Here is a 21,968-nt window from a genome sequence, read left to right as displayed (position 1 = left end):
GCCGCGTCACGCGCAATCGGCATGGTCTCGCGTTTCGACTGAACCCTTTCTTCTTGCCCATGACGCGCCTCGCTTCTCTCTCCTTCATTGCCCTTGCCGCCGCGCTCGCCTGCAGCAGTGCCGCCGCACAGACCGCCTTCCCCGCAACGCTCACCGGCCACGCCGTGCTGCCTGCACAGAGCTTCGTGGCCGCGCCCAAGGACGCACCTGCCGACTTGCAGGCGAGCGGCAAGTTCACCTCGGGCAAGCGCGTGGAGGCGCTGGGCACGGTCGAAGGCCTTTCGGCCGGCCGCGGCACGGGCGTTTCGCTGCCCTTCAAGGGCCAGCCCCTGCAAGGCCACTCGGGCATCAAGAAGATGGACGACGGTTCGTTCTGGATCCTCACCGACAACGGCGCCGGCGCCAAGGCCAATTCGCCCGACTTCATGCTCTACCTGAACCACTACAAGGTGGACTTCAAGAGCGGCAAGTTCAACCGTCTCGACACGGTCTTCCTGCACGATCCCGACAAGAAGGTGCCTTTTCGCATCGTTCACGAAGGCACGAAACAGCGCTACCTGACCGGCTCCGACTTCGACCCCGAGAGCTTCCAGTTCGCCGGCGGCGCGCTGTGGATCGGCGAGGAGTTCGGCCCCTTCCTGATCAAGGCCGACCTGAAAGGCAGGGTGCTCGCGGTGTTCGACACGCAGGTCGACGGCAAGGCCGTGCGCTCGCCCGACCATCCCGCGGTCACCACGCCGGGCGCGCCGGGCGGTGCGGTCGACTTCCAGGTCAAGCGCTCCAAGGGCTTTGAAGGCATGGCCTCGTCGAAGGACGGCAGCAAGCTCTACGCGCTGCTCGAAGGCCCGGTGTGGAATGCCGAGACGAAGGACTACGAGAAGCTGGACGGCAAGGAAGCGCTGCGCGTGCTGGAGTTCGACGTGGCGTCTGAAAAGTGGACGGGCCGCCATTGGAAGTACCCGCTCGAAGCCAACGGCAACGCCATCGGCGACTTCAACATGATCGACGCCACCACTGGCTTGATCATCGAGCGCGACAACGGCGAAGGCACGAGCGACAAGGCCTGCCCCGAAGGCCAGAAGCGCACCGACTGCTTCCACGACATCGCGAAGTTCAAGCGCGTCTACAAGGTGGAGCTGAACGACGCCAACGTGGGCGCTGCGGTGCGCAAGATCGGCTACATCGATCTGCTGAACATCGTCGACCCGGCCAAGCTCGCGCGCAAGCCACTCAACGACGGTGTGCTCAAGTTCCCGTTCTTCACCATCGAGAACGTCGACGTGGTGGATGCCACGCACATCGTGGTGGGCAACGACAACAACCTGCCGTTCTCCAGCAGCCGCGAGCCGAACAAGGCCGACGACAACGAACTGGTGCTGCTGGAAGCGGGCGCGCTGCTGCAGGCGAAGTAATAAAGCCGCTGCGATGCCATCGGCGTCGCAGCGGGGGCGATCACGCCCGCATCAGCGCCTCGATCTCGTCCGCCTTCACCGGCACGCCGCGCGAAATCAGCTCGCAACCCGTAGTAGTGACGATCGCGTCGTCCTCGATGCGGATGCCGATGTTGTGGAACTGCTCGGGCACGCCCTCGCCAGGCCGCACGTAGATGCCGGGCTCCAGCGTCAGCACCATGCCGGGATGCAGGATGCGGCTCGGCCGGTTCTTGATGACTTCGTTCGACAGCGGATCCTTGCGCTCGCTCACTTCGCCCACCTGCGTGGGCTCGACGTAGCTGCCGCAGTCGTGCACGTCCATGCCGAGCCAGTGGCCGGTGCGGTGCATGTAGAACTGGAAGTAGGCGCGGCTGTCGATCACGTCTTCCGCGCTGCCCACCTTGTTGGCATTGAGCAGGCCCAGGTCCAGCATGCCCTGCGCCAGCACCTTCACGGCGGCATCGTGCGGATCGTTGAAGCGGTTGCCGGCCTTGGTGGCCGCGGCGGATGCGTCCTGGCTGGCCAGCACCAGGTCGTACAGCGCGCGCTGCGGCCCGCTGAACTTGCCGTTGGCCGGAAAGGTGCGCGTGATGTCGCTCGCATAGCTGTCGAGCTCGCAGCCTGCGTCGATCAGCACCAACTCGCCGCTTCGCACCGGCGCCGCGTCCGCGCGGTAGTGCAGCACGCAGGCATTGGCGCCTGCCGCCACGATGGAGCCGTAGGCCGGGCACTGCGAGCCGCCCAGGCGGAACTCGTGCAGCAGCTCGGCGTCGAGGTGGTACTCGCGCACGTCCTTGCCTTCGCGCAGCATGCGGGCCGACAACTGCATCGCGCGGATGTGGGCGCGCGCGCTGATCTGTGCGGCGCGCCGCATGATGTCCTGCTCGTGCGCGTCCTTGACCAGGCGCATTTCATCGAGCGGCCCGCACAGGTCGCGCTGCTCTTCGGGGCACAGCGCGCCGTAGCGCACGCGCGCGCGCACCGATTGCAGCCAGCCGTCGATGCGGGTTTCCAGGCCCTTGTGAATCGCGAACGGAAACCACACGGTCGACCTGTTCTCGAGCAGCTTCGGCAGCTTGGCGTCGAGGTCGTTGATCGAGAAGCCCTCGTTCACGCCAAGCGCTGCGGGGGCGGCGTCGGGGCCCAGGCGGTATCCGTCCCAGATCTCGCGCTCCAGGTCCTTGGGCGCGCAGAACAGCGTGGCGCGGCCGTCGCCCGCCAGCACCAGCCAGGCGTTGGGCTCGGTAAAGCCGGTCAGGTAATAGAAGTAGCTGTCGTGCCGGAACAGGAAATCGGTGTCGCGGTTGCGCTGCCGCTCGGGCGCGGTCGGCACGATGGCGATGCCGTCCTTGCCCAATTGCGAGGCGAGGCGCGCGCGGCGCTCGGCGTAGATCTTGTCGTGTTCTGAGGTCATCTTGGCGTGTTCAGTTGAAGAAGCCGTTCGGGCGTTCCCACATCGGTCCAGGGCCCGGTGTAGAGCTCGGCGCTCACGAGTTCATTGTCCATCGCGGCGCGCAGAATGGGTGCGAGCGGGGCTTTGGTGCCTGCCGGGTTGCCGGGGGGAATGTCGCAGTAAGGCGGCGCAAAGAGCGCGGCGCGGTACAGGCCGATGGTCGAGAAGGTGTATTTTTCGGCCGCCGAATTGAGCGCCAGGCCATCGGCGGACAGCCCGAAATCGCCCTTCGGGTTGTGCGCCGGGTTCGGCACCAGCCACAGGTGGGCGAGCTTGCCGCTGGCCGCGAAGCGGTCGACCGCAGCCTGCGTGAAGGCGAAATCCGGGGCGAACACATCGCCGGCCGCGACCCAGAAAACCTCGCCCAGCCGGGGCAGCGCACGCACGATGCCGCCGGCCGTTTCCAGCGCTCCACCAAAGTCGCGGCCTTCGTCGGAATATGAAATTGATAGCGCGCTGCGCCCATTCAGCAAGGGCTTGGCGCCGAATCGGCTGGAAATCTTCTCGCCGAGCCAGTCGGTGTTGACCACCAGTTCGGTGAAGCCGCCGGCGGCCAGCGCCTCCATCGGCCATTGCATCAGCGGCTTGCCGCGCACTTCGAGCAGCGGTTTCGGCGTGGTGTCGGTCAGTGGCCGCATGCGCTCGCCGCGGCCTGCGGCAAGGATCATCGCCCGAACGGAAGCCCGGGTGCTCAAGCCGCCACCTTGCCGCGCAGCAACTCGTTGCGTTCGCTGTGGCCGGGCTTGAACAGGGAAACCAGGCATTCCATCAGCGCATGCGCCTTGGCCGAATGGTCGCCGCCGAAGTTGCACACATACACATCGAGCGTGGCGCCGCGCTGTTCGGGCCAGGTGTGGATGCACAGGTGCGATTCGGCCAGCAGCACCGTGGCCGTCACGCCGCCCGGTCCCTCTGGCGTGGCCGGAAATCCGTGGACCAGCTGGCCCACCGGCTGCAGCCCGGCGGCGGTGACCGCCTTGAGGCAGACGGCGCCCAGCGCCTCCTTGTCGGTCAGCCATTGCATCCCGCATTGGCAGTCGTGGAGATCGGCGGTGAGGTGCAGCCCATGCATGGGTGGCAACTCTAGCAGTCCGGGCGCTGCCAATGAACATCGGCCGGGTGTCGAAGGCGTATTGAAGGGGGTCGGAGCGAGCCCGGTAAAATCGCGGGTTCCCCCCAATCCACATTCCCCGAAAGTCCTCCGCCCATGGCAAACCAAGCCCTGATGGCCAACGCGATTCGCGCGCTGGCCATGGATGCCGTCCAACAAGCAAACTCCGGACATCCGGGCGCACCGATGGGCATGGCCGACATGGCCGTCGCACTCTGGGGCGAGCACCTGCGCTACAACCCCGCGAACCCGCACTGGTTCGACCGCGACCGCTTCGTGCTGTCGAACGGCCACGCCTCGATGCTGCTGTACGCGGTGCTGCACCTCACCGGCTACGACCTGCCGATCAGCGAGCTCAAGAACTTCCGCCAGCTGCACAGCAAGACCGCGGGCCACCCCGAAGTCGACGTGACCCCCGGCGTGGAAACCACCACCGGCCCGCTGGGCCAGGGCATCACCAACGCGGTGGGCTTTGCATTGGCCGAGAAGCTGCTCGCGTCCGAGTTCAACCGCAAGCACCACGCGATCGTCGACCACCACACCTACGCCTTCCTGGGCGACGGCTGCATGATGGAAGGCGTCAGCCACGAAGCCTGCGCACTGGCCGGCGCCTGGCACCTGAACAAGCTGATTGCGCTGTACGACGACAACGGCATCAGCATCGACGGCCAGGTCAAGCCCTGGTTCATCGACAACACCGAAGAACGCTTCAAGGCCTACGGCTGGAACGTGATCGGCCCGATCGACGGCAACGACGCCAAGGACGTGTCCAAGGCCATCGCCAAGGCGAAGAAGGAAGATTCGAAGCCCACCCTCATCATCTGCAAGACGCAGATCGGCAAGGGCAGCCCGAACCGCGCCAACACCGCCAAGGCCCACGGGGAGCCGCTGGGCGCCGAGGAAATCACCCTCACCCGCGCTGCGCTGAACTGGCCGTACGCGGCCTTCGAGGTGCCGGCGGAAGCCAGCGACGACTGGGACCACAAGGCCGAGGGCGCCAAGGCCGAAGCCGCCTGGAACGACAAGTTCGACGCCTACGCCAAGGCTTTTCCCGAACTCGCCGCCGAGTTCACCCGCCGCATGCGGGGCGAGCTGCCCAAGAACTTCCACCAAGTGGCGTTCGACACCGTGGTGGCCGCCCATACCAAGGGCGAAACCGTGGCCAGCCGCAAGGCCAGCCAGCTCGCGCTCGAGGCCTTCACCGCCGCGCTGCCTGAAATGCTCGGCGGCAGCGCCGACCTCACCGGCTCCAACCTCACCAACACCAAGAGCACGGCCGCCCTGCGCTTCGACGCGAAGACCGGCACCGTGGTCATGGACGTGCCGGTCCAGCAGCCCAACCAGGGCGCCGAAGACGAAGCCGCACCCGAGAGCACCGCCGACAACGCCGAGCCGCCCCATGGCGTGATCGGCCGCCACATCAACTACGGCGTGCGCGAGTTCGGCATGGCCGGCATCATGAACGGTGTCTCGCTGCATGGCGGCTTCATTCCCTACGGCGGCACGTTCCTGACCTTCAGCGACTACAGCCGCAACGCCATCCGCATGGCCGCGCTCATGAAGCGCCGCGTGGTGCACGTGTTCACGCACGACTCCATCGGCCTTGGCGAAGACGGCCCCACGCACCAGTCGATCGAGCACGCCGCGTCGCTGCGCCTGATCCCCAACCTCGACGTCTGGCGTCCGGGCGACACCGCCGAAACGGCCGTGGCCTGGGCCGTGGCGCTGCAGAACCAGTCGCGCCCGACGGCGCTGCTGCTGAGCCGCCAGAACATCGCCTATGCGCCGAAGGGCGACCTCGGCGACATCAGCCGCGGTGCCTACGTGCTGTCGGAACCCGAGGTCGTCGGCCTCAAGAGCAAGAAGACCGCCGCGGTCATCATTGCCACCGGTTCCGAAGTGCAATTGGCCCTCGCCGCGCAGAAATTGCTGGCCGAGAAGAAAATTGCGGTGCGCGTGGTGTCGATGCCCTCGACCACCACCTTCGACCGCCAGGACGTGGCCTACAAGAAGAACGTGCTGCCCAAGAAGCTGCCGCGCATCGCCGTCGAAATGGGTTGCACCGGCGGCTGGTGGAAGTACGGCTGCGCGGCTGTCGTCGGCATCGACAGCTACGGCGAGTCGGCACCGGCATCGGCGCTGTTCAAGCATTTCGGGTTCACGGCAGAGAACGTTGCCGCCACGGTCGAAGCCGCCCTGCGCGACTGAGCCCGGCCAGGCGCATTCTTTCTTTCTGTTCGATCAAAAAGTTTTTCAACCTTAGGAGCAAATCAGATGGCTATCAAACTCGGTATCAACGGCTTCGGTCGCATCGGTCGCAACGTGCTGCGCGCAGCGGTGCAGAACTTCAAGAACGAGATCGAAATCGTTGCCATCAACGACTTGCTCGAGCCCGACTACCTGGCCTACATGCTCCAGTACGACTCGGTGCACGGCCGCTTCAAGGGCGAAGTCACGGTTGAAGGCAACACGCTGATCGTCAACGGCAAGAAGATCCGCCTGACGCAAGAGCGCGACCCGGCGCAGCTGAAGTGGAACGAAGTCGGCGCCGACATCGTGCTCGAATCGACCGGCCTCTTCCTCACCAAGGAAACCTGCCAGAAGCATCTCGAGGCAGGCGCCAAGAAGGTGATCATGTCGGCCCCGTCGAAGGACGACACCCCCATGTTCGTCTACGGCGTGAACGACAAGAAGTACGCCGGCGAAGCCATCGTCAGCAACGCCAGCTGCACCACCAACTGCCTGGCACCGCTCGCCAAGGTGCTGAACGACAAGTGGGGCATCAAGCGCGGCCTGATGACCACCGTGCACGCCGCCACCGCCACGCAGAAGACCGTCGACGGCCCGAGCAACAAGGACTGGCGCGGCGGCCGCGGCATCCTGGAAAACATCATTCCCTCGAGCACCGGCGCCGCCAAGGCCGTGGGCGTGGTGATCCCCGAGCTCAACAAGAAGCTCACCGGCATGAGCTTCCGCGTGCCGACCTCCGACGTGTCGGTGGTCGACCTGACGGTCGAGCTGGAAAAGGAAGCCACCTACAAGGAAATCTGCGCTGAAATGAAGTCGCAGAGCGAAGGCGCGCTCAAGGGCGTGCTGGGCTACACCGAAGACAAGGTGGTGGCCACCGATTTCCGCGGCGACCCGCGCACCTCGATCTTCGACGCCGAAGCCGGCATTGCCCTGGACGGCACCTTCGTGAAGCTCGTGAGCTGGTACGACAACGAATGGGGCTACTCGAACAAGTGCCTCGAAATGGTGAAGGTGGTTTCGAAGTAAGCCTTCGAAGCTCCAATAAAAAACGCGCCCTCGGGCGCGTTTTTTATTGGGCTCGCAGAGGAGCGAATCGCCTCAGCGCAGCTTCTCGTTCCGCCGGATCTCGCTGCTGAGCTGCGACGTCATCCGCGTCGCCGCGCGCCGGGCGGCCAGTCCGTAGTCGCCGTTGAACTCGCCGAATTCCGCCGTGCCGTTGCCGACCGCGCGCACGCGCGTGACCTCGGCGCCCGCGGCATCGCTCACCACGCAGCTCACCTCGGCGGTGAACGACGTGGGTGGCCAGGTGATCCAGGAGGACGAGCTCGAATCGGTCTTGATCTGCGGCGTGAACACCAGCGACACGCCCGCGGTCTCGTTGGCCTTGGCATCGCCGGCGGTACGCAGCACGACCACGTCGCGGTACACCGCGCGCAGCGCATCGCGAATCGATTTTTCCAGATCGCGGTACGGGTAGTAGCTCACGCGGTCGCCGCTGCCGCCGGCGGTGGTCACCTGCTGGTCGCGCTGGGCGTCGGTCATCACGTAGGCCACCTTCTTCGGAAGGAGATGGGCCGTTGCGCGCGGCGGCGCCGTCTGCGTGATCATCGTGATCGGATGGGAGCAACCGGCCACCGCGATGGTCAGGGCGACAGCGGCCAGCAGGCGAGTGGCCGAAGAATGAAGAAACGGCATGGTGCGGCTTTCTCCGGTTCTAGGGCGCGATGGCCGCGACGAACTGCGGGTCGGCATACATCTGGCGCAGCAGCGCGCGCACCAGCCGCGGGTAGGCGGCCTGCCCGGCGGGCACGGCCACGATGTTCGCGTAGCTCGAATCGAAGGCGATCTCGCCGCGGTAGGTCTTGCGCAACCGCTGTGCGGCCGCACGCGTCACGACCACTTCCACGTCCATGCGGCCGCTGCCGTTGATCACGCCAAGGTCGAGTTCGTTGACCAGGATGCGCGCCGCGACGCGGGTCGGCGCCTTGGGGTCGTAGGCCGATATCTCTCCCAGGTCGCGCATCAGCGCGTCTTCCAGGTATTGCGCGAAGGTGCCGCTGGGCGATACCAGTTTCGCGCGGCGCAAGCCGAGCGTGTTGATGCCGTCGTTCGGATCGGTCGGCTGCACCTTCGCCACGGCCACCATGCCGGGGCGCGCGGCTTCGAGCCGGTCCAGCACTTCGTAGTCGGCCGCGTAGGGCGGTGCTGCAAGCTGCGCGCAGCCGGACACCAGGAACCCCGCGGCCAGCGTGCCGAGCGTTGCGATGAAAGCGCGCAAGCGCAAACCATGCGGTCTGAAGAAGATCGCCATGCCTTGTATCCCTCCTCGAGATGCCTGCTCCCGGCGCGAGGGTAGCAGGCATTGCGCCGCGCGCGAAGGCCCGCTGGCGGACCTCTCAGACCGGTTCGAGCACGTGGATCAGCTTGCTCTCGACCAGCTCCTTCGTCCTGGCGCCGTGCGCCGCCATGTGCGGTGCCACCGCATGGGCTTGCAGGTGCGCCAGCGTTTCCCACTTCTCGATGACCACGAAGGTCTCGGGCCCGAAGCTGGCTTTCGATGTCGGAACGCCTTGCGCGTCGATGGTGGCCCCGTATTCGATGCAGCCCTCTTCGGCCAGCACCGCCGCGCGGTTGGCGGCAAAGGCTTCGAGCAGCTTGGCGCGTTGGCCCGGCTTGGCGGTGATGACGGCGACGACGTGGATCATGGAAAAAGAGCTCCGGTGTGGTTGTGGATGGCAGTCGCCGAATCTAAAAGATTCGCCGCTTCGGCGCTGGTCCCGCACGCGACCCTGTCATCGCGCGCATGCTCTTTCGAGGCAAGGGTTCAGCGGTCGGCGGCGTCTTTCCAGAGGTGCACCAGCGCTTCGGGCGCCTCGGACTCGGGCACTTCGAAGCTGACCGAACCCGAACGGGCGGTGGCGCTTTCCACCAGCACTTCGACACGGTAGAAGCGCTGGTCGCCGCCCTGCGAGCCGGGTCCGCCGCCCTGCTCCGCATGCGGGGCAGCGCTTTGCAATGCCTCGCCGATCTGCTGGCGCAATTCTTCGCTGCAATTCCCCAACTGGTAGCTGCGCGGGCGCGAAAGCCCCGGCAAGTAGGCAACGCCGCCCTCGCGCGTCACCCGCACGACGGAAGCCTGGTCCAGGGGTGGAAGCTGAATCATGATGGCGTGACTCCCACGGTGTTCCATGCCGCGCCGACGGCCTTGTGCACCGCGCTGTCGGCGCCGAAGCGCCTGGCCGCATTCTCCACGCTCAGTTGCGCGAAGGCCTCGAAATCGGCGTCCTGGCGCAGCCGCCGGTCGCACACCGTGTCGTACCAGACGCGGCCCGTGGTCTCCCATGCCGCGCCGGGGATGGCCGTGGCGGCGAGGTAGAAAGCGCGGTTCGGAATGCCGGAATTGATGTGCACGCCGCCATTGTCCTGCCGTGTGACGACAAAGTCTTTCATATGGGCGGGCTGAGGGTCTTTGCCCAGCACCGGGTCGTCGTAGGCCGTGCCGGGCTCGGCCATCGAGCGCAGCGCGCGCGCCTCCACCTTGGCGGTGAAAAGCCCCGCGCCCACCAGCCAGTCGGCCTGCTGTGCCGTCTGCTTCAGGAGGTGCTGCTTGACCAGGACACCGAACACGTCGCAGATCGATTCGTTGAGCGCACCCGGCTGGCCCTGGTAGACCAGGCCTGATTCATGATCGATGACGCCGTGCGTCAACTCGTGTCCGATGATGTCCACCGCAATGGTAAAGCGGTTCATCACTTCGCCGTCGCCGTCGCCGAACACCATCTGCTTGCCGTTCCAGAACGCGTTGTCGTAGTCGTTGCCGTAGTGCACGCTGCCGGTCAGCGGCATGCCCGCGTCGTCGATGGAGTCGCGCTCGTAGATGTCGTGGTACAGGCGGTAGGTGGCGCCCAGGTAGTCGTAGGCCTCGTCGGCTGCGATGTCGCCGGTGGCGGCCTGCCCTTCGGCGCGCACCAGCTTGCCGGGCAGGCTCATCGTGTGCCCCGCGTCGTGGATGGCGCGCGCGGGCGAGCCGCGCCGAAGGTAGCGCGGCGCCGGGCCCGACGACACGCCTTTCGAAGCCACCGCTTCGCGAAGGCCGCGGTGTTCGCGGTCGATCATCAGCGTCTGAGCCGCCCGTGCGCTGGCATGCGCGCTGGCACGTTCCGCCAGCCGGTCCAGCAGGTACGGCGGTACGAAGCTGGGTGGCAAAAGGGGCGGCGACCGAAGCGGCATGAGCAACTCTCCTCGAGCGGTGGGAACGGTAGAAAAGACGGTAGCAGAAACCCGTAAAAACTGGATCACTCCGTTACTTCTGGTGTCACGAAATGGAAAGGCAAGGCCATACGATCGGAGCTCGATCCACTTGCCGCCTTTGCCATGTTCATCGTCACCCTGACCTACATTCGTCCCCTCGAAGAGCTCGATGTATTGATGGACGCACACATGACCTGGCTTCGAAAACACTATGAAAGCGGACTCTTCCTGGCCTCCGGCCGCCAGGTGCCGCGCAAGGGCGGCGTGATCTTCGCGCGGTCCGGCGAACGGGCCGCGCTCGAGGCGGTGCTGGCACGCGATCCGTTCGTGCAGAACGGCGTGGCGACCACCGAAGTGATCGAGTTCGTGCCGAGCATGACCGCCCCCGCCACCGAGATCCTCAAGACCGTTTGACGCGGCCTCGAGGCTGCGCGCTTCAGGCTTCCGGCGTTTCCTCGCGGCCGCCAGGGTGCCGCGCAAAGCGCGCGGCGCCCCGGCTGTGCACCGGTGCCGTATCGTCCCAGGGCCAGCCGCCGAACTGCGTGCGGCGGTAGTCGTCCAGGGTCTGGCCGATCTCGGCCTGCGTGTTCATCACGAACGGGCCGTACTGCACCACCGGCTCAGCGATCGGGCGGCCCTGCAGCAGCAGAAACTCGCTTGCTTCGCCGTCGCCATTGAGCAGTTCCACGGACGCGTCGGCACGCAGCTCGATGGCGGCCGGGCCTTCCACGCGCCGGCCCGCGATGTGCGCGACGGCGCCCTTGAAGAAATACAGCATGCGCTGCGTGCCTTCGCCGGCAGCTGCCGGCAGCGTCCATTGGGCACCCGGCGTCATCTTGAGCGTCCAGATCGCCACGTCGGCATCGGCCTTTGCCGCCCATGAATCGGGCGGCGGCGCGAGCGGTGCAATGGGCGCGGCTGGTGCCTCGCCGTTGCCTGCAGCGTCGCCGAACCGGCCCGCGATGACCGCGACCTCGGTGCGGCCGCCCTTCGCGTCGTCCGATGCGAAGCGAGGAATCGCTTCGGACCAGAACATCGTGAAGTGCGGCTCGGCCATCTTGCTGCGGGCGGGCAGATTGAGCCAGATCTGGAACAGCTCCAGCGGGTTGGGCGCGTTCGCATCGAGCAGCGGAAACATCTCCGAATGCACGATGCCCTTGCCGGCCGTGAGCCACTGCACGTCGCCGCCACCGAAGCGCGCGGTGGCGCCCAGCGAATCGGAATGGTCAACCAGCCCCTTGCGAACGATGGTCACCGTTTCGAACCCCCGGTGCGGGTGCGAAGGGAAGCCCGGCACCGTCTCGCCGTGGTACATGCTCCAGCCGTCCTTGCGGCTGAAGTCCTGGCCGATCTGACGGCCCGCCAGCGGGGCTTCGGGCCCCATCCGCGCGTTGGCCTTGGGATAGGCGTCGTCGTGATAGACGCAGAACAGGAACGGGTCGATCGTCTGCCACGGAAAGCCGAGCGGGCTCACCTGCAGGACGGGGCTGCGGGCTTCTTCTTCATCAATGTTGTTGCTGGACACCTCGGTATTCCTTTCCGTTGGGTGCGCCGCCGAACGTACGGCGGCGCTGTTCCTTGGAATATCGGGGCTCGCGCGCTTTAAGAAAGGGCCCTTTCGCGCAACAGTGAGAAGCGCATATGGAACGATGGGCATCGCGCTCGTTCTTTTCAGCGCCGCGGCATCACGGGTTCTGGTGGGGCACTTCGGCGTTCGGGTCCATGTACATCAGCTCCCACAGGTGGCCGTCGATGTCCTGGAAGCCGTGGCCGTACATGAAGCCATAGTCCTGCGGTTCGCGCGGCACCGTGCCGCCCGCGGCCACGGCCTTGGCGACCATCTCGTCGACCTCGGCCCGGCTTTCGCACGAGAGGCACAGCAGCACCTCGGTGCTCTTGCTCGTATCCGTCAGGCTCTTGCTCGTGAAGGTCTTGAAGAAGTCTTCGACCAGCAGCATGGCGTGGATGCTGCCCTCCTGGATCACCATGCAGGCGGCGTTGGCGTCGGTGAATTTCTCGTTGAAGGTATAGCCCAGCGCGGCAAAGAAAGCCTTGGACTTTTCGAGGTTCTTGACGGCGAGGTTCACGAAGATTTGCTTGTTGGCCATGGTTGTCTTCCTGTTTCGGTGAAAGGTTGATGGAGGTGTTTGCCGGTGAGTTGTGTACACCGTCCACAAAAGATATCAAAGAAAATGGACGGTGTCCACATTATTTTTCAAACGCTGCTGTCCTCAGTCAGCAATCGGGCCAAGGCGATGGTGCTGCGGTCCTCGAAATATGGACCGACGATCTGCACGCCCAGCGGCAATCCGCCCTTCGCGAAGCCCGCGGGAGCGACCGTGGCCGGCAGTCCGCCAAGGCTCGCCAACGCGGCCCAGGCGCCCAGCGCGTCATAAGGCGTCGCAACGCCGTCGATAGTGAGTATTCGCTTTCTGAAATCCGTCTCGGCCACATGCTCGAAGGCCGCGCAGCCGACCGCCGGGCACAGCGCCGCGTCGAATCGCGTGAACAGCGCCCGCAGCTGCGCCCGGATGCGCGTGCGCGTGGCCAGCAGGTCGAACCAGGCGTGCAGCGACATCGGCGACCCGCCGCCCGGCTCGGCGTGTGCGAGCACGGTCTGCACGATCTGGTCGTAGGTGTTGCCGATCTCGCTCAGATCGGGCAGCAGATCGGAGGCCTCGGCCACCACGGCGCCCGCCTTCGCCAGCCGCCGGCCGGCGCCTTCGACGGCGGCGCGCACCTCCGCTGCCACGGCGGCCTGCGGATGCGCCGTGACCACGAGCACGCGCCAATCCTTCGCGGCTGCGTGGCGCGGCGGGGGCAGCGCGAAGCAACCATCAGCCACATGGGCTGCGTCGGGCCCGGCCAGCACCTGCAGCGCCAGCAACAGGTCGTCGGCGCAATGGCCGATCGGCCCGATCACCGAAGGCAGCCCGGCGAGCGCCTCCTCGGTGCCCGGAAACGCAAAGCCGCGCGTCGGCAGCAAGCCCTCGCTCGGCTTGTGCGCGTACACGCCGCAAAAGCTCGCGGGAACACGCAGCGAACCCGCCAGGTCGCTGCCCAGCTCCAGCGCTACCATGCCCGTGGCCACCGCCACGGCGCCGCCGCCCGACGAGCCGCCCGGCGTGCGCAAAGGATCGAGCGGGTGCACTGTGCGGCCGTACACCGGGTTGTCGCATTGCCAGTCGGCCAGACCCGGCGGCACGTTCGTCTTGCCCAGAATCACCGCGCCTGCCGCCTTCAGACGCTGCACGGCGACGGCGTCATGCGGCGGAACGAAATCGCGGAACGGCGGCAGACCCCAGCAGGTCGGCAGGCCCGCGACGTTGAAGGCTTCCTTCACCGTCATCGGCACGCCGAGCAGCGGCCGGCGCTCGCCGCGCGCAAGGGCCGCGTCGGCGTCGGCGGCCTGGCGGCGTGCACGGCCGAAATCGCGCACCACCACCGCGTTGAGCGCGCCATCGAGCGCTTCGATGCGGGCGATGGCGGCTTCGCACAATTCCACGGCACTCGCCTCTTTGGCAACCAGTGCCTTGGCTGACCGTGCGGCGCCCGCTGCCAGCAAGGCGGTGGGGTCGGGTGATGTCGTGCGCATGGAGACCTTTCTCGCTTCGGCGGCGTGTTCAGGAGTGCTCGAACGGAGCATCATGGCCGCCATGGAAATCGAGTTCAAGTTTCATATTCCCTCGGGGCACCTGAAAGCCGTCGAGACCGCCCTGCGGCGCGGTACCGTGGTGCGCACCCGCCTGCAGGCGCGCTATTTCGACACTGCCGACCAGGCGCTGGCCGCACAAGGCATCGTGCTGCGGCTGCGCAAGGAGGGCCCGCGCTGGGTGCAGACCGCCAAGGCCACGGGCGACAACGCGCTGCACCGGCTCGAACACAACGTCGACCTGGGCGCCGCAGCGGCCGGCAGCGCGGTGCCGGCCATCGACCCGCAGCGCCACCAGGGCACGCCCGTGGGCGACCGGCTCGCCAAGGTGCTGGCCGCGAGCGGCGCGCCGCTGGTCGAGCGCCAGTCGACCGACATCGTGCGGCTCACGCGCGACGTGCGCACCACGGCAGCCGGCGGCGCCGTGGTCGAGCTGGCGCTCGACGTCGGCAAGGTCGTCGCCCAGGCGGGCACGCCCGACGAACGCGAATCGCCGGTGTGCGAGCTGGAGCTCGAACTCAAGCGCGGCGACGTGCAGGGCCTGGCCGCGCTCGCACGCCGCTGGTCGCAGCAGCACGGCCTGTGGTTCAGCACCGTTTCCAAGGCCGAGCGTGGCGCGCGCTTGTTGGCAAAGCTCGACGTGGTTCCGGCGGTGAAGGCCGAGACGCCTTGCTTTCCCGAAGAGAAAGGCAAGCTCGGCGGCCGAGCCATCCAGCAAGCCGTCGTCGCGTCCTGCCTGGCGCAGATACTGCCCAACGCCAGCGAAATCGCGGCGGGCAGCGCCGACGAAGAGCAGATCCATCAACTGCGCATCGGCATCCGGCGCCTGCGCACCGCGATCCGCGAACTGGCGGGACTCGACGAGCGTACGGATCTTTTCAACGGCGCCGCATGGGAGCCGCCGCTGGTCGAGGCCTTTCGCGCGCTTGGTGTGCTGCGCGACCGCGAGCAGGTCGTGAAGCTGGCGCAGCCGCAACTGCGAGACGCGGGCGCGCCGGAGTTCGATCCGCTGGCCGGCGACGATGCCGCAGCGGCCCACGCGCCTTCGCCCGGTGACGTCGTGCGCGCGCCGGCTTTTCAATCGGTGCTGGTTTCGCTGATTGGGTTCACCGCGGCGGCAACGGCGGCAGTGGAAGACGCGCCCAAAGGCGATGCCGAAGCACCCGAACAAGCCCCCTCGCCATCCGGGCCGCTGGATGCCGGCGATGCGCGCCGCTATCTGCGCAAGCGCTTGCAGCGCCTGCATGGACAGATCGTGCGCGATGGCCGGCGCTTCGAGTCGCTGAACTCCGAAGACCAGCATCGCACGCGCAAAAGGCTCAAGCGCCTGCGCTACCTCGCCGAGTTCGTGATGCCGTTGTTCGCCGATGCGGACGATAAAGAAGAAAAATCAGCCGCCGAGCGCTACCTGAAACGTCTGCGCCCGGCGCAAGACGCGCTGGGCGAGTTCAACGACGAAGCTGTCGCACAGGCCCTCTACCGCGAGGCCACCGCGCGCGATGCCCGCGCCTGGTTCGCCGTCGGCTGGTTCAGCGCTCGCCACGCGGCGGGCGCAAAGGCCTGCCGCAAGGCGCTTGGCGAGATCGTGAAGGCGCCGCGGTTCTGGAAGAAGAAAAAGCAGAACTAGGCGACTGAAACCCAACGATCAGTGATGGTGCCCGTGCGCCCCATGCACATGCCGATGCTCGATCTCCACCGGCAGCGCCGCGCGCACGTCCGTCACCTGGAGACTGAAGCGCAGCGCCTTGCCCGCCCACGGATGGTTGCCGTCGAGCAGAACGACAGGGCCCTTGATCTTCATCACGGTAAACAGGTGCTCGCGTCCGTCGTCGAGTCGCCCCTCCAGCTGCCCGCCGACCTTCACGCCCGGCGGAAAGTCGGCCTTGGGAATGCTGCGCACCAGCGACTCGTCGCGCAGGCCGAAGGCGTCTTCCGGCGCCAGATGCAGCGTGGTCTGGTAGCCCTTTTCCTTGCCATCGAGCGCTTCCTCGATCTTGGGCAGCGTGTTCTCGTACCCGCCATGCAGATAGGCCATCGGCTCGGGGCTGGCCTCGATGAGCTTGCCCTGGGCGTCGGCGACCTTGTACTTGAGGGTGACGACGGTGTCTTTTTCGATTTTCATGGAGGGCATTTTCTGTGCAAATCGGCTGGCCGGTGGGGCTACGCCTTCGCCCCCCGCAACATCTCCGGCAACCCCTCCACCCCACTCAGCTTCTCCATCACCATCCCGATGAACGCCGACACCGCCAGCGGCAGGTGCTTCCGGCTCGGGTACAGCACGCTCAACCCCTGCCCCGTGCGCTGGTACTGCGGCAGCACTCGCACGAGCCGCCCGGCTTCGAGGTCGGGCCGGGCCATGGTGGGCGGCAGCAGCGCGACGCCCAGGCCGGCGAGCGCGGCCTTGCGCAGCGCCTGCGCGGTGTTGCCGGTGAAGCGGCCCGTCACCTGTACTTCTTCTTCCTCGCCGTCGGGACCGGCCAGGCGCCACGGGGTGCGGCCGCTGGGATGGGGCGAGGTGATGCAGTCGTGGTTCGCCGCCAGGTCTTGCAAGGTGGCGGGCGCACCGCGCGCGGCGATGTACGCGGGGCTCGCGACCATGCCATCGGTCCGCGCGCTCATGAGCTTGCGGCCCACGTAGCCTGAGTCGGGCAGTGCGCCGCCGCGGAATGCGATGTCGATGCGTTCGGCGATCAGGTCGGCCTTGGCGTCGCTGAGCACGAAGTCGATGCGCACCAGCGGATGCGCGGCCAGGAAGTCGGCAACCCATTCCATCGGGAAGAAATCGAAAAAGTCGGCCGTCGCCGCCACGCGCACCAGGCCGCTGGGTTCGCGGCTGCCGGTGATCAGTTCCTGTCCGGCCTCGACCAGCCCGTCGACCGCGCCCGCGCAGCGCTCATGAAAAGCCTCGCCCGCGCTGGTGAGCGTGAGCTTGCGGGTGGAGCGCTGCATCAGGCGCGTGCCCAGCTGCGTTTCCAACTGCTGGACGCGCCGGCTCACGGTGTTGGGCGGCAGGCCGAGCCGGCGCGCCGCTTCGGCAAAGCTGCCGTGGCGCACCACCTGCACAAACATGGCGATGTCGTTGAGGTCGAGCATGGCGGCAATTCCTTCTTTCGGTGGACGAGTGCAATCCGATTCTGCCGTCTAGTCGATCAATGGGTGCGGTCCTAACCTTGGACCCATGACTTCTTCAACTTCTTCATCTCCCACCCAGCGCCGCATCGTCTGGGGCCTTCGGATTCTTCTGGCGCTGGCTTTCGGTGCGGCCGGCATCGCCAAGCTGTCCGGCGCGCCGCAGATGGTCCAGGTGTTCGACGCCATCGGTTTTGGCCAGTGGTTCCGCTATGTGACGGGCGTGGTCGAGGTCGGCGGCGCGGTGCTGCTGCTCGTGCCGGCGGCCGGTTTCCTCGGCGGCTTGCTGATGGCCGTGACCATGGCCTTTGCCGTGGTCACGCACCTGGTGCTGATCGGCGGCAGCCCCGCTCCAGCCATCGTGCTCGCACTGCTTTCGGCGTTCGTGACCTGGCGCCTGCGGCCCGTGCCGCGGCTGGCGGCCACCACGGCCTGAACTCCCTTTTTCTTCTTCTCGTCCCCCAATTCAGGAGCACCCCATGACTTCGCCACAACCCCGCATCGGCATCATCATCGGCTCGACCCGCGAAGGCCGCTTCGGCGACAAGCCGGCGTACTGGATCCATCAGCTCGCGACGCAGCGCACGGATCTCGCGTTCGAACTGATCGACCTGCGCGACCATCCGCTGCCCTTCTTCAACGAGGCGGGCGCGCCGGCCTGGGGCTCGGTGAAGAACGAGGCTGCACGGCGCTGGGCCGCCAAGCTGGACACCTTCGACGGGCTCATCGTCGTCACGCCCGAATACAACCACGGTCTGAGCGCGGTGCTGAAGAACGCGATCGACTGGGCCTACAAGGAGTTCGTCCGCAAGCCGATTGGCTTCGTGGGATACGGCGGCGTGGGCGCGGCGCGTGCCGTGGAGCAGCTGCGGCTGGTCGCGGTCGAGATGCAGATGGCGCCGGTGCGCAACGCCGTGCACATCGGCATGGTCGAGTTTCTCGGCATCTGGCAGCAGGGCAAGAGCTTCGAAGACTTTCCGCACCTGGCGCAGGCCGCCACCGGCATGCTGGACGACCTCGCGTGGTGGACCAAGGCGCTGAAGACCGCGAGGGAGGCCGCATGACCGCCGCATCCGCCACCGTCGCCACCACCGAAGCCGCCCGCCCCATCGTCTACCGCACACGTGGCTCGCAGCACGGGCCGATCATCCGGCTCATGAGCCCGGGCGACCTGGGCGAATTTCTGAAGCCCTTCGTGTTCCTCGACCTGTTCGGCTTCGACACCAGCGGCGGCCGCAAGGGGTTCGGCATTCACCCGCACTCGGGCATCGCCACGCTGACGTGGCTGATCGAAGGCGACACGGTGTACGAGGACACGACCGGCGAAAAGGGCGTGCTGCCGGCCGGCGGCGTCGAGTGGATGCGCGCCGGCAACGGCGTGTGGCACGACGGTGCGCCCGCACCGGACACGAAGCGCGTGCAGGGCTTCCAGTTGTGGGTGGCCCTGCCGGCCGCGGAAGAAAACGCGCCGGCCCAAAGCATCTACCTGGCACCCTCGCAGGTGCCGCGCGAAGGCCCGGCGCGCGTGCTGCTCGGTCGCTACGGCGCGGCGCAAAGCCCCATTCCGGCGCCCGCGCCCATCAACTACCTGGCCGTGCAGTTGAAGGACGGCGAGCACTGGCGCTACACGCCGCCCGCCGGCCACACGGTGGGCTGGGTCGCAGTCAGCGCCGGGCGGCTCGACGCCGGCGACGGCAGCGGCGAGCCGATCGCCACCGGTGAACTCGCGGTGTTCGAGGAATCCGGCGCGGCCATCGACTTCGTGGCCCACGGCGACACGGCCTTCGTGCTGGGCTCGGCCGCGAGGCACCCGCACGAGCTGGTGATGGGCCGCTATTCGGTGCACACCAGCAAGGCGGCGCTCGACCAGGGCGAGGCCGAGATCCGGCGCATCGGGGCGCGGCTGCGCGAGGAAGGGCGCCTGGGCTGAGGGAGGTGCATTTTCCCGGTGCACCCTGGTGCACCCGGCGCCTTGATGGCGCACGACCAGCCCATCCGGCGTCACCGCCGCGCGCACTTCACCCGGTGCCCGCGGCGTTCGTTTTTGTGCGCCGGCCCTTTGCCGGCGCCGTTTTCCGCCCGTCAACGCCCCTCACCAAGGGCTTACCCCATCACGCGGGCCTGCATATTGCTTAAGACTGTCGCGGGTTGACTGTCGACAGTTTGCACTGTCGATCCGATGGACCCCAAAAAGCGCCGGGGATTTCCGCCCGGCCTGAAAAGAGGAAAGCGACATGCAATTGCAGGCAGTGGGCCGCAAGGCCTCACCCGTTTCCGATGCCGAGCGCCAGGTCCGTGAAGACCTGGCCGCGGCCTACCGCCTGGTGGCGCACTACGGCATGGACGACAGCATCTACACGCACATCTCCGCGCGTGTGCCGGGGGCCGAAGACCAGTTCCTGATCAACCCCTTCGGCACGCTGTTCCGGGACATCACGGCCTCGTCGCTGGTCAAGATCGACCTGGCCGGCCGCATCCTCGACGACTCGCCCTACGACGTGAACCCGGCCGGCTTCACCATCCACAGCGCCGTGCATTCGGCGCGCCACGACGCGGCCTGCGTGCTGCATACGCACACGGTGGCCGGCGTGGCGGTGTCGTCGCTGGCGGGCGGCCTGCAGCCGTGCAACCAATGGGCGCTGCAGTTCTACAACCGCGTGGTCTATCACGACTTCGAAGGCATTGCGCTCGACGCCGACGAGCGCGAGCGCCTGGTGGCCGACCTGGGCCCGAGCGCGCGCGCACTGATCCTGCGCAACCACGGCCTGGTCACACTGGGGCGCACCGTGTCGGAGGCCTTCATCCTGATGCTGAACCTGGAGCGCGCCTGCCGTGTGCAGGTGGCCATCGCCTCGAGCGGGCAGCCTGTGTATCCGGTGCCGCCCGAGGTCTGCGAAAAGACCGCGCAGCAGTACGAAAGCGGCGACACCGTGCGCGAGCCGGGCCAGCCCGACCCGAACGCGCGCGAATGGCGCGCGCTGCTGCAGCGCATCGATCCGCTTCCCGCCACGTCGTACCGCGACTGATTGCGGCGCCGCGGCGCCGGTGTTCTTCCGTTCCCGTTTCTTTTCGACCCACCCGCTCGACAGAGCCACAAGGAGTTTCCGCACATGAAACGTCGCAACCTCATCCAGATGAGTGCCGCTGCCACCGCCGGCCTGACGCTGGCAGGCGTTCCCTTGCACCTGCTCGCCGCGGGCAAGAAAGGCGGCGTGATCAACGCCGTCGTCCAGCCCGAGCCGCCGGGGCTCATGCTGGGCATCACGCAGAACGGCCCCACGCAGATGATCTCGGGCAACATCTATGAGGGCCTGCTGCGCTACGACGAGAAGATCAACCCGCTACCCTCGCTGGCCACCTCGTGGACCGTCAACAAGGAAGGCACGCTCTACACCTTCAAGCTCAAGCCCGGCGTCACCTGGCACGACGGCAAGCCCTTCACCTCGGCCGACGTGGTGTTTTCGGCTGACGTGTTCCTGCGCAAGACGCATGCGCGCCTGCGCGCCAACCTGGCGTCGGTGGAAAGCATCAAGGCCCTCGATCCGCTCACGGTCGAGTTCAAGCTCAAGTACCCCTTCGGCCCGTTCATCGGCATCTTCGAGGTCGGCAGCATGCCGATGCTGCCGAAGCACATCTACGAAGGCACCGACTTCGCGACCAACCCCGCCAACGCCACGCCCATCGGCACGGGCCCGTTCAAGTTCAAGGAATGGGTCAAGGGCTCGTACATCCAGCTCGTGGCCAACGACAAGTACCACGTCAAGGACGTGCCGCTGGTGGAGAGCGTGTACTTCCACGTCATTCCCGATGCGGCCTCGCGTGCGGCAGCGTTCGAGTCGGGCAAGGTCGACCTGGTGCCGGGCGGGGCGGTCGAATACTTCGACGTGCTGCGGCTGTCCAAGCTGCCCGGCGTCGCGGTCACCACCAAGGGCTGGGAGTTCTTCGCGCCGCATTCGTGGTTGTGGCTCAACAACCGCAAGGCGCCGATGGACAACGTCAAGTTCCGCCAGGCGGTGATGTTCGCCATCGACCGCGAGGCGATGGCCAAGATCGCATGGCAAGGCTTCGCCAAGCCCGCCACCGGGCCGTTCAACAGCAACATCAAGTTCCACAGCACCGACGTTGCCAAGTACCCGCGCAACGTCGCCACCGCCAAGAAGCTGCTGGAAGAAGCCGGCTACAAGGGCGAGACGCTGCGCCTGCTGCCCTTGCCCTACGGCGAGACGTGGACGCGCTCGGCCGAAATCCTGCGCCAGAACCTGGCGCAGGCGGGCATCAAGGTTGAACTGGTGGCCACCGACGTCGCGGGCTGGAACCAGAAGCTCAACGAGTGGGACTACGACCTCGCCTTTACTTACGTGTACCAGTACGGCGACCCCGCGCTGGGCGTGGCGCGCAACTACACCACCAGCAACATCGCCAAGGGCTCGCCGTTCAACAACGTCGAGGGCTATTCGAATCCGAAGGTCGACGAGCTGTTCGATGCCGGCGCCAAGGAGGCCGACCCGGAAAAGCGCAAGGCCATCTACCTGCAGGTGCAGAAGATCCTGCTCGACGAAGTGCCCGTGGCCTGGCTGCATGAGCTCAACTTTCCGACGCTGTACCGCACGAAGCTTGGCAACCTGATCACATCGGGAATCGGACTGAACGACAGCCTGGGCACGGCGACGGTCGCATGATGATGGCGGC

Annotated in this window: 23 protein-coding genes; 10 read left to right on the top strand and 13 right to left on the bottom strand. The window is 66.8% G+C overall.

Annotated elements, in window-relative coordinates; translation table 11 throughout:
- The first annotated feature begins 59 nt into the window (after window positions 1-59).
- Window positions 60-1,412 (top strand): esterase-like activity of phytase family protein, encoded by a 1,353-nt coding sequence (locus ACJ7Z0_RS15810; RefSeq protein ID WP_434790573.1) that lies wholly within the window; start codon window positions 60-62, stop codon window positions 1,410-1,412.
- Window positions 1,413-1,452: 40 nt separating this feature from the next.
- On the opposite strand, the gene ACJ7Z0_RS15805 is transcribed toward ACJ7Z0_RS15810, so the two are convergent.
- From ACJ7Z0_RS15805 to speD, 3 genes are read right to left on the bottom strand one after another with little or no spacing between them, the layout of a single operon-like run.
- The gene (locus tag ACJ7Z0_RS15805) at window positions 1,453-2,847 is read right to left on the bottom strand and encodes an aminopeptidase P N-terminal domain-containing protein (protein WP_434790572.1); all 1,395 of its coding nucleotides are present in this window, start codon (window positions 2,845-2,847) and stop codon (window positions 1,453-1,455) included.
- Window positions 2,844-3,554: a nucleotidyltransferase family protein gene (locus ACJ7Z0_RS15800; RefSeq protein ID WP_434792675.1), complete on the bottom strand. Its 711-nt coding sequence runs from the start codon at window positions 3,552-3,554 to the stop codon at window positions 2,844-2,846. Before ACJ7Z0_RS15800 ends, ACJ7Z0_RS15805 begins: the two co-directional genes overlap by 4 nt.
- A gap of 23 nt (window positions 3,555-3,577) precedes the next feature.
- A complete protein-coding gene (gene speD, locus ACJ7Z0_RS15795; RefSeq protein WP_055807404.1) occupies window positions 3,578-3,958 on the bottom strand; it encodes an adenosylmethionine decarboxylase in 381 nt (126 codons plus the stop codon).
- A gap of 135 nt (window positions 3,959-4,093) precedes the next feature.
- Between speD and ACJ7Z0_RS15790 the strand changes: the two genes are divergently transcribed.
- Both ACJ7Z0_RS15790 and gap read left to right on the top strand, forming a co-directional pair.
- Window positions 4,094-6,205 carry a transketolase family protein gene (locus ACJ7Z0_RS15790; RefSeq protein ID WP_431126295.1) on the top strand — a complete coding sequence of 704 codons (2,112 nt, stop codon included), beginning with the start codon at window positions 4,094-4,096 and terminating at the stop codon, window positions 6,203-6,205.
- A gap of 66 nt (window positions 6,206-6,271) precedes the next feature.
- Entirely contained in the window at window positions 6,272-7,273 is a 1,002-nt protein-coding gene (gene gap / locus ACJ7Z0_RS15785) for a type I glyceraldehyde-3-phosphate dehydrogenase (protein ID WP_369654041.1), read from the top strand.
- Between the two features lie 72 nt (window positions 7,274-7,345).
- Here gap and ACJ7Z0_RS15780 read toward each other — a convergent pair whose 3' ends face one another.
- From ACJ7Z0_RS15780 to ACJ7Z0_RS15760, 5 genes are all read right to left on the bottom strand, one after another.
- Window positions 7,346-7,942: a hypothetical protein gene (locus ACJ7Z0_RS15780; RefSeq protein ID WP_434790571.1), complete on the bottom strand. Its 597-nt coding sequence runs from the start codon at window positions 7,940-7,942 to the stop codon at window positions 7,346-7,348.
- Between the two features lie 19 nt (window positions 7,943-7,961).
- Window positions 7,962-8,558, bottom strand: coding sequence for a YajG family lipoprotein (locus ACJ7Z0_RS15775; protein ID WP_434790570.1), 597 nt, complete (start codon window positions 8,556-8,558; stop codon window positions 7,962-7,964).
- A gap of 85 nt (window positions 8,559-8,643) precedes the next feature.
- On the bottom strand, window positions 8,644-8,952 hold the full coding sequence (locus tag ACJ7Z0_RS15770) for a putative quinol monooxygenase (protein ID WP_431126300.1): 309 nt from the start codon (window positions 8,950-8,952) through the stop codon (window positions 8,644-8,646).
- A 119-nt stretch (window positions 8,953-9,071) separates the two neighbouring features.
- Complete coding sequence (locus tag ACJ7Z0_RS15765; protein ID WP_434790569.1) at window positions 9,072-9,410, bottom strand: protealysin inhibitor emfourin; 339 nt, start codon at window positions 9,408-9,410, stop codon at window positions 9,072-9,074.
- On the bottom strand, window positions 9,407-10,477 hold the full coding sequence (locus ACJ7Z0_RS15760) for a M4 family metallopeptidase (RefSeq protein ID WP_434790568.1): 1,071 nt from the start codon (window positions 10,475-10,477) through the stop codon (window positions 9,407-9,409). The genes ACJ7Z0_RS15765 and ACJ7Z0_RS15760 overlap by 4 nt, the downstream gene beginning before the upstream one ends.
- A 144-nt stretch (window positions 10,478-10,621) precedes the next feature.
- Between ACJ7Z0_RS15760 and ACJ7Z0_RS15755 the strand changes: the two genes are divergently transcribed.
- The gene (locus tag ACJ7Z0_RS15755) at window positions 10,622-10,912 is read left to right on the top strand and encodes a YciI family protein (RefSeq protein ID WP_307577956.1); all 291 of its coding nucleotides are present in this window, start codon (window positions 10,622-10,624) and stop codon (window positions 10,910-10,912) included.
- 22 nt (window positions 10,913-10,934) lie between these two features.
- Here the strand turns inward: ACJ7Z0_RS15755 and ACJ7Z0_RS15750 are convergent, their stop codons facing one another.
- The 3 genes from ACJ7Z0_RS15750 to ACJ7Z0_RS15740 all read right to left on the bottom strand — a co-directional run bounded on the left by ACJ7Z0_RS15750 (window position 10,935) and on the right by ACJ7Z0_RS15740 (window position 14,093).
- Window positions 10,935-12,155: a pirin family protein gene (locus ACJ7Z0_RS15750; protein WP_434790567.1), complete on the bottom strand. Its 1,221-nt coding sequence runs from the start codon at window positions 12,153-12,155 to the stop codon at window positions 10,935-10,937.
- Between the two features lie 28 nt (window positions 12,156-12,183).
- Window positions 12,184-12,606, bottom strand: coding sequence for a VOC family protein (locus ACJ7Z0_RS15745; RefSeq protein ID WP_028259914.1), 423 nt, complete (start codon window positions 12,604-12,606; stop codon window positions 12,184-12,186).
- A 107-nt stretch (window positions 12,607-12,713) separates the two neighbouring features.
- Entirely contained in the window at window positions 12,714-14,093 is a 1,380-nt protein-coding gene (locus tag ACJ7Z0_RS15740; protein WP_434790566.1) for an amidase family protein, read from the bottom strand.
- A gap of 52 nt (window positions 14,094-14,145) precedes the next feature.
- Between ACJ7Z0_RS15740 and ACJ7Z0_RS15735 the strand changes: the two genes are divergently transcribed.
- A complete protein-coding gene (locus ACJ7Z0_RS15735; protein ID WP_434790565.1) occupies window positions 14,146-15,777 on the top strand; it encodes a CYTH and CHAD domain-containing protein in 1,632 nt (543 codons plus the stop codon).
- A gap of 18 nt (window positions 15,778-15,795) precedes the next feature.
- Here the strand turns inward: ACJ7Z0_RS15735 and ACJ7Z0_RS15730 are convergent, their stop codons facing one another.
- Both ACJ7Z0_RS15730 and ACJ7Z0_RS15725 read right to left on the bottom strand, forming a co-directional pair.
- Window positions 15,796-16,272, bottom strand: a complete 477-nt coding sequence (locus ACJ7Z0_RS15730) for an FKBP-type peptidyl-prolyl cis-trans isomerase (protein WP_369654053.1) — start codon at window positions 16,270-16,272, stop codon at window positions 15,796-15,798.
- A gap of 38 nt (window positions 16,273-16,310) precedes the next feature.
- The gene (locus ACJ7Z0_RS15725) at window positions 16,311-17,243 is read right to left on the bottom strand and encodes a LysR family transcriptional regulator (RefSeq protein WP_434790564.1); all 933 of its coding nucleotides are present in this window, start codon (window positions 17,241-17,243) and stop codon (window positions 16,311-16,313) included.
- Between the two features lie 85 nt (window positions 17,244-17,328).
- Between ACJ7Z0_RS15725 and ACJ7Z0_RS15720 the strand changes: the two genes are divergently transcribed.
- The 5 genes from ACJ7Z0_RS15720 (at window position 17,329) to ACJ7Z0_RS15700 (ending at window position 21,958) form a co-directional block, all read left to right on the top strand.
- Entirely contained in the window at window positions 17,329-17,715 is a 387-nt protein-coding gene (locus ACJ7Z0_RS15720; RefSeq protein WP_434790563.1) for a DoxX family protein, read from the top strand.
- A gap of 43 nt (window positions 17,716-17,758) precedes the next feature.
- The gene (locus tag ACJ7Z0_RS15715; RefSeq protein ID WP_434790562.1) at window positions 17,759-18,343 is read left to right on the top strand and encodes an NADPH-dependent FMN reductase; all 585 of its coding nucleotides are present in this window, start codon (window positions 17,759-17,761) and stop codon (window positions 18,341-18,343) included.
- Window positions 18,340-19,209 carry a pirin family protein gene (locus ACJ7Z0_RS15710; RefSeq protein ID WP_434790561.1) on the top strand — a complete coding sequence of 290 codons (870 nt, stop codon included), beginning with the start codon at window positions 18,340-18,342 and terminating at the stop codon, window positions 19,207-19,209. The genes ACJ7Z0_RS15715 and ACJ7Z0_RS15710 overlap by 4 nt, the downstream gene beginning before the upstream one ends.
- A 304-nt stretch (window positions 19,210-19,513) precedes the next feature.
- Complete coding sequence (locus ACJ7Z0_RS15705; RefSeq protein WP_434790560.1) at window positions 19,514-20,305, top strand: class II aldolase/adducin family protein; 792 nt, start codon at window positions 19,514-19,516, stop codon at window positions 20,303-20,305.
- Window positions 20,306-20,389: 84 nt separating this feature from the next.
- A complete protein-coding gene (locus ACJ7Z0_RS15700; RefSeq protein WP_434790559.1) occupies window positions 20,390-21,958 on the top strand; it encodes an ABC transporter substrate-binding protein in 1,569 nt (522 codons plus the stop codon).
- Window positions 21,959-21,968: the final 10 nt, after the last annotated feature.

It is taken from the genome of Variovorax palleresanus (assembly GCF_051144945.1).
In the GTDB taxonomy this organism is placed as follows: domain Bacteria; phylum Pseudomonadota; class Gammaproteobacteria; order Burkholderiales; family Burkholderiaceae_C; genus Variovorax; species Variovorax paradoxus_S.
Note: the sequence above shows the minus strand (reverse complement) of the source record. Positions and strands in the feature narration are given on the sequence as shown.

Coding starts and splice junctions, on each gene's coding strand:
- ACJ7Z0_RS15805 (WP_434790572.1), bottom strand. CDS start 2,847: ATGACCTCAGAACACGACAAGATCTACGCCGAGCGCCGCGCGCGCCTC.
- ACJ7Z0_RS15735 (WP_434790565.1), top strand. CDS start 14,146: ATGGCCGCCATGGAAATCGAGTTCAAGTTTCATATTCCCTCGGGGCAC.
- ACJ7Z0_RS15765 (WP_434790569.1), bottom strand. CDS start 9,410: ATGATTCAGCTTCCACCCCTGGACCAGGCTTCCGTCGTGCGGGTGACG.
- ACJ7Z0_RS15730 (WP_369654053.1), bottom strand. CDS start 16,272: ATGAAAATCGAAAAAGACACCGTCGTCACCCTCAAGTACAAGGTCGCC.
- gap (WP_369654041.1), top strand. CDS start 6,272: ATGGCTATCAAACTCGGTATCAACGGCTTCGGTCGCATCGGTCGCAAC.
- ACJ7Z0_RS15745 (WP_028259914.1), bottom strand. CDS start 12,606: ATGGCCAACAAGCAAATCTTCGTGAACCTCGCCGTCAAGAACCTCGAA.
- ACJ7Z0_RS15775 (WP_434790570.1), bottom strand. CDS start 8,558: ATGGCGATCTTCTTCAGACCGCATGGTTTGCGCTTGCGCGCTTTCATC.
- ACJ7Z0_RS15755 (WP_307577956.1), top strand. CDS start 10,622: ATGTTCATCGTCACCCTGACCTACATTCGTCCCCTCGAAGAGCTCGAT.
- ACJ7Z0_RS15740 (WP_434790566.1), bottom strand. CDS start 14,093: ATGCGCACGACATCACCCGACCCCACCGCCTTGCTGGCAGCGGGCGCC.
- ACJ7Z0_RS15700 (WP_434790559.1), top strand. CDS start 20,390: ATGAAACGTCGCAACCTCATCCAGATGAGTGCCGCTGCCACCGCCGGC.
- ACJ7Z0_RS15760 (WP_434790568.1), bottom strand. CDS start 10,477: ATGCCGCTTCGGTCGCCGCCCCTTTTGCCACCCAGCTTCGTACCGCCG.
- ACJ7Z0_RS15780 (WP_434790571.1), bottom strand. CDS start 7,942: ATGCCGTTTCTTCATTCTTCGGCCACTCGCCTGCTGGCCGCTGTCGCC.
- ACJ7Z0_RS15770 (WP_431126300.1), bottom strand. CDS start 8,952: ATGATCCACGTCGTCGCCGTCATCACCGCCAAGCCGGGCCAACGCGCC.
- ACJ7Z0_RS15720 (WP_434790563.1), top strand. CDS start 17,329: ATGACTTCTTCAACTTCTTCATCTCCCACCCAGCGCCGCATCGTCTGG.
- ACJ7Z0_RS15725 (WP_434790564.1), bottom strand. CDS start 17,243: ATGCTCGACCTCAACGACATCGCCATGTTTGTGCAGGTGGTGCGCCAC.
- ACJ7Z0_RS15715 (WP_434790562.1), top strand. CDS start 17,759: ATGACTTCGCCACAACCCCGCATCGGCATCATCATCGGCTCGACCCGC.
- ACJ7Z0_RS15800 (WP_434792675.1), bottom strand. CDS start 3,554: ATGATCCTTGCCGCAGGCCGCGGCGAGCGCATGCGGCCACTGACCGAC.
- ACJ7Z0_RS15710 (WP_434790561.1), top strand. CDS start 18,340: ATGACCGCCGCATCCGCCACCGTCGCCACCACCGAAGCCGCCCGCCCC.
- ACJ7Z0_RS15750 (WP_434790567.1), bottom strand. CDS start 12,155: ATGCCCATCGTTCCATATGCGCTTCTCACTGTTGCGCGAAAGGGCCCT.
- speD (WP_055807404.1), bottom strand. CDS start 3,958: ATGCATGGGCTGCACCTCACCGCCGATCTCCACGACTGCCAATGCGGG.
- ACJ7Z0_RS15810 (WP_434790573.1), top strand. CDS start 60: ATGACGCGCCTCGCTTCTCTCTCCTTCATTGCCCTTGCCGCCGCGCTC.
- ACJ7Z0_RS15790 (WP_431126295.1), top strand. CDS start 4,094: ATGGCAAACCAAGCCCTGATGGCCAACGCGATTCGCGCGCTGGCCATG.
- ACJ7Z0_RS15705 (WP_434790560.1), top strand. CDS start 19,514: ATGCAATTGCAGGCAGTGGGCCGCAAGGCCTCACCCGTTTCCGATGCC.